Origin of the sequence: uncultured Kiloniella sp. (genome assembly GCF_937128705.1) — a bacterium.
In the GTDB taxonomy this organism is placed as follows: Bacteria; Pseudomonadota; Alphaproteobacteria; order Kiloniellales; family Kiloniellaceae; genus Kiloniella.
Window position 1 is genome coordinate 1 of the sequence record NZ_CAKZMP010000402.1, and the last position, 7,907, is coordinate 7,907.

3 protein-coding genes and 1 pseudogene are annotated in these 7,907 nt (G+C 47.9%); 2 read left to right on the forward strand and 2 right to left on the reverse strand.

Annotation, left to right across the window (positions count from 1 at the left end; translation table 11 throughout):
* A pseudogene (locus tag Q0241_RS20915) lies at positions 1 to 1,144 on the reverse strand (glutamine-synthetase adenylyltransferase); the annotation flags it as partial.
* Positions 1,145 to 1,273: 129 nt separating this feature from the next.
* On the opposite strand from Q0241_RS20915, the gene Q0241_RS20920 reads away from it, so the two are divergent.
* Entirely contained in the window at positions 1,274 to 4,558 is a 3,285-nt protein-coding gene (locus Q0241_RS20920; protein ID WP_299381023.1) for an AsmA-like C-terminal domain-containing protein, read from the forward strand.
* 148 nt (positions 4,559 to 4,706) lie between these two features.
* Here Q0241_RS20920 and tyrS read toward each other — a convergent pair whose 3' ends face one another.
* On the reverse strand, positions 4,707 to 5,975 hold the full coding sequence (gene tyrS, locus Q0241_RS20925) for a tyrosine--tRNA ligase (RefSeq protein ID WP_299381024.1): 1,269 nt from the start codon (positions 5,973 to 5,975) through the stop codon (positions 4,707 to 4,709).
* A 178-nt stretch (positions 5,976 to 6,153) separates the two neighbouring features.
* Here tyrS and Q0241_RS20930 point away from each other — a divergent pair, with 178 nt between their 5' ends.
* On the forward strand, positions 6,154 to 7,224 hold the full coding sequence (locus tag Q0241_RS20930; RefSeq protein ID WP_299381025.1) for an anhydro-N-acetylmuramic acid kinase: 1,071 nt from the start codon (positions 6,154 to 6,156) through the stop codon (positions 7,222 to 7,224).
* Positions 7,225 to 7,907 lie beyond the last annotated feature (683 nt).

The window sequence follows — 7,907 nt, forward strand, 5'->3', positions numbered from 1 at the left end:
TTTCCAAAGCAAACACTGTTGATTTGCTTCGTAAATCCTGATTTCGCCCCCCCCAAATAAGCTGTTGGGTCTGCGCAAAAAACTCTATTTCGCGAATACCACCCCGGCCAAGTTTGATGTTGTGCCCTTTGATCGCAATTTTGCTGCCCCCTTTGTGGGCATAAATTTGCCTTTTGATCGCGTGGATATCGTTGATGGCAGCAAAGTCGAGGTGCTTGCGCCAAACAAAGGGTTTGATTTCATTGATAAAGCGCTGACCGAGTTCTTCATCTCCGGCGATAGGGTTGGCCTTGATCATGGCGCAACGTTCCCAATTGAGGCCTGTCGTTTCATAGTAGGTCATAGCAGCATTGAACGAGAGGGCCAAAGGCGTAGCGCTGGGGTCTGGTCTGAGACGAAGGTCGGTTCGGAAAACATAGCCGTCTTTGGTTCGATCATCCAGACAACGCACCAAATCCCTCGTCATTCGCACCATTCCTTCTTGTACGCCGCGATGGTGAAGATAGCTGATTTTTTCGGGATCATAGAGGATGATGAGGTCAATATCTGACGAATAGTTTAGCTCCCAAGCGCCCAACTTTCCCATGGCCATGACAACATACCCACAATCGTCTTCGGGTAGGTCAGTATTTTTAAGTTCAATTTGTCCGCGTTCGTGCAGTTCCAACAACAAATGGGAAATTGCGGTTGAAATGGCTGTCGATGCAAAGCCGGTAAGTTCCTCTACAACACGCCGATCGGTCCATTGTCCTGTGATATCTGCGAACCCAATGGCCAACGATGCTCTTTTTTTTGCCCGGCGGAGTTCCCCCATAACCTGTTGACGGTTCGTCGAAATTGCCACTTTCTGCAAAAGGTCGTGATGGATAGTTGTCAGACTTTTTTCAGGTCCCTGCTTTAAAAGCTGGCAGAGGAATTCCATATCTCCCAGAAGGCAATCGGAAAGATAAGGGCTGTTTGAGAAGACAGCTGCAAGCAGCGATTTCACTTTCGGAATCTCTTGGAAGTGGATAAGATCCTGCTTTAAATCAGAATTTTCGATGCGCTCGATACGTTCATTCCAGTTAGAGAAGCCGCGTTCGGCCCTGTTGGAACAGGATATTTTGGGTAAAGTTTCTTCGGAATAGGAAAATGAAAGTATCATGAGCGCCGCTAGCTTGTTTCGAGTACAGTGCAAAGGCTGTAGAAAATGGTCAAAAGTAACCGTTCGTAAATATATGCCCTATTCTAATCGCCTGACAACTGTTGTGCTTGTGCGGAGCTCTTTCGACGTATGATTCGTAAAACATCTGTAGTTATTCTGGAAATTATCGCGGCCTTGCTTGTGCTGTCTGCTGTTTTGGCGGGTATTGCCATTTGGCGTCTTTCTTCCGGCCCTGTGCAGCTTGATTTCCTAACCCCTTATGTGGAAGAGGCCTTTGACGACCCTGACCGGGAAATACGGCTGGATGTGGATACAACAGTCCTTGTTTGGCTGCCAAAAGAACGGGCGATTGCAATTCAAGTTGCAAATGTCCGGCTTTTGGATGGTTCTTCGCGTATTATAGCGGCTATTCCTTTGATGGGTGTGGATTTGGACGCTGGTGCTTTGGTTCGTGGAAACGTCGTACCCACTGGGGTTGATATTATTGGACCTGAACTAAAGCTTGTTCGGGCTGAAGATGGTCATTTTGAAATAGATGACGCTCTGGATAATGATGAGGATGAAACCGGACAAAGTTTCGGGGACGCCCTGCCGGAAATTTTAGACAATCTAATGGCAGAGCGCGAGGCTGGACACCCGCTGGCCTATTTCAATCAGTTGCAGATTGTTGGCGCAAAAATGCAGATTGATGATCGCAAGCTGGGCATGATCTTTGACGTTCCCTATGCGAATATCAGTATTCGTCGCGACAAGCTGGGTTTGCAGGGGGATATTGATTTAACCGTTGATATTGCCGACGAAGAAGCGATTTTAAATGGCGCTTTTGTTTATGATAGCGAGCTTCAGGTTGTTGATCTTGCCTTTCAAATAGCCGGGATCAATCCTCCTACTTTGGCGCAACTGGATCCGGCTCTTGCGGGATTGGAAACCTTTGAGATACCTCTCGCAGCCTCTGTTGCGACGTCTGTGAATGTACAGGGTGAGTTTGGGCGGAGCCGATTTGAAGTTTCTGGCGGGAGTGGAACAATTGAAATTCCCGACCTTAAAGTACCGCCGCTTCCTGTTCAGGGGCTTTTCCTGAAAGGGAGCTATAGCCGCAGTAATCAAAAACTTACTGTTGATAATGCCGCGATCAATTTTGGACCGGAAGGGGAAAAAGGACCGCAGCTTTCCGTGGCCGGTTCCGTTTCAGGATTAGACGGCGATATGCAGGTTCTTGCTGGTGTTAAGGCCGTCGAAGTTCCTGTTGATGATCTTGCCCTCTATTGGCCAGAGCCTATGGCGACCGATGCCCGGGAATGGATTACGGATAATATCAAAACGGGCATTGCCGAAGAAGCTGTTGTCAAAGCGGTTTTGGATATTCCTGCGGGGGATTTTGAACAGGCCAAGTTGGTGTCACTGGACGGCAGCATGAAGTATCGCGGCCTGGATGTGCACTATCTACGGCCTTTGCCGCCTGTCAAAGATGTTTCTGGTACAGCTAAGGTACGTGCCGATGGGTTGTCTCTGTTTACCGAAGGCGGCAAGCTGGAAGATATGTCGGTGCTGCCGTCGACCATTGAAATAACCGGGCTGGATATTGAAGAAGAGCATATTGCCATTCAAACCGCAGTTGAAGGACCTGTAAACACGGCATTGTCCATTCTGAATAGCGAGAACCTGCGGCTCATTGATGAACTGGGCATCAAGCCGGAAGAGACAAGTGGTAAGGCGGCTGTTGCCGTTGATTTTGCTTTTCTACTGTTAAAAGATCTTAAGTTTAAAGATATGTCCATTGATGCCTCGGCAGAGATCAAAGAAGCACGGATCGGTAAGATTTATAACGGACACGATGCAACAGATGGTGACTTGCAGCTCAATGTTACCAGAGAAGGAATGCACGTCACGGGGCCACTTTTATTAGCTGACATTCCGATGACCGTGGACTGGAAGGAACAGTTTGGCAGTGACGTTACGATCAGAACAAACCTGAAAGCAGATATTCCGCGTATTGAACCAGATGGCCTGTCAAAGCTGGGTATCCCTGTTTCTGATTATCTGGATGGCCCGGTTTCTCTATCTTTGGCGCTGGAAAACAAGGTCGATGATACAGGCGTTGTTCAGATCGCGGCGAATTTACAGGATGCCTTGTTGAAAATTGAAGACCTGAATTACTTCAAACAACCTGGGGATCCGGGGCAGATACAAGCCATTGTTTCGTTGAATGATGGTGAAGCCCAACACATTGACAGCTTTAATCTGGAAGCGAATGATTTCGCGGCAGAGGGTGAATTGTCTTTGATTGATGGCACGATTGCGAAAGCTGATCTTGATCAGTTTCAGTTGGGCAACTCTTTGCTAACAGATGTTCAGGCTGATCTATCATCTGATAAACCGTCGATTGTCATTGGTGGTGGCGTTTTGGATGCTGAATGGTTTATCGGTGACGATAGCAACGAAGAAGATGCCAAGGCCGATCCGCTTAAGTCAGAGAGCGGTGAGATTGAGGTTAAGGACGCCAACGTTGACGAAGAGGAAAAACAGACAGCGCCCATTAGCGTGATTGCAGAAAACCTTGATGCAATATACATGGCCGAAGATCGGTTTTTTCGTAATGCATCGCTGTGGCTTGATAAAGAACCCGAAGGCTGGAAACGTATGCAGTTTTCCGGCGAAATACCAAAAGAGCTTTGGTATGCAGAGGGGGCAAAAGCCAATCCGGAAACTGAAAACGTAAAGCGCACTTTCTCTATGGCCTATCAACCGCTTGAAGATGGGCGGCAGGGATTGAATATTACAGCCAATGATTTTGGTGCGATGTTACGGGCGCTTGATGTTCAAGATACTGTTCAGGGCGGTTCGCTTCAGGTTACAGGGATTGCCGAGAACTATCGCAGCGAAAGCCTTTTAACAGGCAATATTGAGGCGCGTGGTTTGCGACTGGTTAAGGCGCCAACGCTTGCAAAAATGCTGGCCTTTGCGTCTTTGACTGGGCCAGTCACAACATTGACGACCGAAGGTATTGCTTTTAATGAACTCAAAGGTGATTTTACGCTTCAGAACGGTTTACTGCGCAGTGATCTGATTAAGCTCTATTCGTCTTCTATTGGTCTGACGGCCAAGGGTGAAGTTGATACGAACAGAAAGCTTGTTGCGCTGAACGGCACGATCGTGCCTGCCTATACCATTAACCGTATTATTGGCGGCATTCCTATTTTGGGTGACATTCTGACCGGGGGTGACGGACAGGGTATTGTTGCTTTCAACTATAGCCTGAAAGGTGATTTGGACGAGCCAGAAGTTTCGATTAATCCCCTTTCAGGTCTGGCGCCCGGATTTTTACGGAATATCTTTGGTAACGCGACCCCAACGACGGAAAAGAAGCCCGAGAAGAAAAAAGAACCTTTAGACGGAACGAAGCCAGAAGACTAGGCCTTGTTTTGCTTAGATGACCTTGTCTTTGTTTAGATTAAATACCTCGGATTAGAAAAAAGACATTGGGCCAATAGGCAAAAAGGGCTGCTAAATTAGCAGCCCTTTAACGTTACCAAGTGGCAATTGTAAGCAATGATATATCTGCTTAAGCTGGTTTAACCAGAATATGTCTTTTCTTGCCTGCAGAGACTTTGATCGACCCTTCGTCGTTCAGATCTGACAGGCTAATAGAAAGACTGTCATCTTTGATTTGAACATCGTTTAAGCGTCCACCGCCGCCTTTGATGAGCTTGCGGGCTTCGCTGTTACTATTTGCCAGACCGATTTCCTTGAAAAGCAGGAAGGCAGGAATCCCTTCTTCCAAGCGTGGTTTTTCAATGTCATGGCTTGGCAGATCCGCACTCATGCTGCGCTCTTCAAAGGCTTTACGCGCTGTTTCCGCAGCCGCTTCAGCCGCTTCAAGCCCGTGACACAGACGTGTTGCTTCCGTGGCGAGTACTTTTTTCGCTTCGTTAATGTCTGCGCCCTGCATGGCTTCAAGCTTTTGAATTTCGGCTTCAGAAAGTTCCGTGAAAAGACGCAGGAAGCGACCGACATCGGCATCTTCGGTGTTACGCCAGTACTGCCAGAAATCATAGACCGACAGGCGTTCTTCGTTCAGCCATACTGCACCACCGACGGTTTTACCCATCTTGACGCCGGATGATGTGGTCAACAGCGGTGAGGTCAGGCCGTACACTTCGTTCTGGCTGATACGGCGGGTCAAATCCACACCATTAACAATGTTGCCCCATTGATCTGATCCACCCATTTGTAGCAGACAGTCCCGACGCTTGTTCAGTTCCATGAAGTCATAGGCTTGCAGGATCATGTAGTTGAATTCAAGGAATGATAGAGACTGTTCACGGTCCAGGCGCAGTTTAACAGAATCAAAACTCAACATCCGGTTGACCGAAAAATGAACGCCGTAATCGCGCAGGAATTCAAGGTAGTTAATGTTGTCGAGCCAATCGGCATTGTTGACCATAACCGCATCTGTCGGGCCGTCACCAAAGGTCAGGTATTTGGCGAAGACTTTTTTGATACCATCCATGTTGTGCTGGATTTCTTCTTCAGTGATCAGCTTGCGGGCTTCGTCCTTAAAGGAAGGATCGCCAACTTTACTGGTGCCGCCACCCATCAAGACGATCGGCTTGTGACCGGTTTTCTGGAGCCAGCGCAACAGCATGATCTGAACAAGACTGCCGACATGCAGGGAATCTGCTGTACAGTCAAAGCCGATATAAGCAGAAATTGGACCTTTTTCGAGTTTTGAATCCAGGGCGTCCATATCCGTACATTGATGGATATAACCGCGTGCGCTCAGTTCACGAAGGAATTCTGAACGGAGATCGGTTTTTTGTGGCGCAGTCATTGTAACTCTCGCTTGTTTCGAAAAAGGTCATAAAAATAGTGGCCAAGAGGCAACGTGCCTCTTGCCGTAGCCGCTGGGATTTACCACAATCATTTACCTGAAACAATGGGTCCTGAAACAAGGGCTTTATAAACAACGGGCCGAAAGCCCATCAGATTACAAAGATAAGGGCAGACAAATGGGTGCAGACAAGTGGCTTCTGGGATTGATGAGCGGAACGTCCATGGATGGTATTGATGCTGCCCTGATTAAAAGTGATGGGCAAAGCGTCACAGAAACCGGGGCCACGCTGAGCTATAGCTATAGCCCCGAACAACGTGCCTTGCTTGAAGGTGTCATGGGCGAGGGCAAGGACGTGCGGGATGCTGAGGTGCAGATGACCCGGTGGCATTATGAGGCCGTGAAGGCGCTCTTAGACAAAGCCAATTTGGTTCCGAATGATATAGAGCTTATCGGCTTTCATGGTCAGACTACCTTTCATGATCCATCCCGACGCATAACAATCCAGATTGGTGATGGTGATCTTCTTGCCAAGCTGTCTGGTATCCCGGTGGTGAATGATTTTCGCAAAGCAGATGTTGCGGCGGGTGGAGAGGGTGCGCCTTTTGCACCGCTTTATCATCAGGCGTTAGCGCAGGAGTTAGAAAAGCCGCTTGTTGTGCTCAATATCGGTGGTGTTTCCAATATCACGTATCTCGACCCGGATGGCACTGTGCTGGCCTGTGATACTGGTCCCGGAAATGGGTTGATTGATGACTGGGTCCAAAAGCATTTCGGACAATCAATGGACGAAGGGGGAAAGATCGCAGCCAAAGGCGAGGTGAATGCAACAGCTCTGAACACAATGCTCAACAATGGATTTTTTAATCAAGCCCCACCAAAGTCACTGGATCGTTATGATTTTAATTTGGATGCCGTTCAAAACTTGAACCCAGAAGATGGTGCCGCGACCCTGACGGCATTCACTGCTGCTGTGAATGCAAAGATTGTGAGCTTCCTGCCGACCCGCCCAGAACGATGGGTGATAACAGGCGGGGGCCGACATAACCCCGTACTGATGGAGGCGTTACGATCAGCATTAGGTGTAACGGTCGATCCCGTAGAAAGCGTTGGGTGGGATGGTGATGCTCTTGAAGCGCAAGCCTTTGCCTTCCTTGCCAAACGCAGCCAGTTGAAGTTGCCACTGTCCCTGCCAACAACGACGAAGGTTCCAGAACCTTGCCTTGGCGGCGTGTTACACGCGGCTTAGGAGCGCCACGGTATTATTTGGCAGTACATATACCGTAGATTCCGACAGCAATTCCTATTATTCCAACGATAACCGAGAAAACAGCCAATCGTGCAGGGGTGTGTATCATGGGGTCAGCGGTATTAATGTACCACCAAATCTTCTTGAGGCATTTTACTTCGGTACATGTGAATTCGAGGTCTGCTTCCTTTTCAACTCCAAGAGCTTGCCGAGCATCATAGTCCAGATAGATACCAGCTTTATCGTCATGCCCCAAAAGTATGGCTAAGTAACTTTTTGTATTTTCCTTGTTTGTTATTTTTCCTAAGCCATAACGAGCAATATCACCTCGATATTTCTTGTTAATTCTAACTCTCGAAAGACCCCATTCTTTCTTTGAAAGGCCTTCTACCTTGAAAGGCCTTCTACCTTAAGTTTGTGCTCCTTTTCTTTAGGCTTAGGCATGGGTGTCTCCTTTTCTAAAACAGCTGTTGGAGAATTTATTTTGTGATTTTACATATAGAAATAGGGCTGGATAAAGATTTTTTTCCAGCCCTATTTGTCCGTTTTTTCAGCTCTTATTCTTCAACAGGGGCAACCAGACGCTGGCTGACGTAGTCTTGAATATGGCTGTCGATGATTTCCATTTCGTTTTCGAAATAGTGTCCGGCGGTTGGCTCAACGCGGTAATCTATAGCGATACC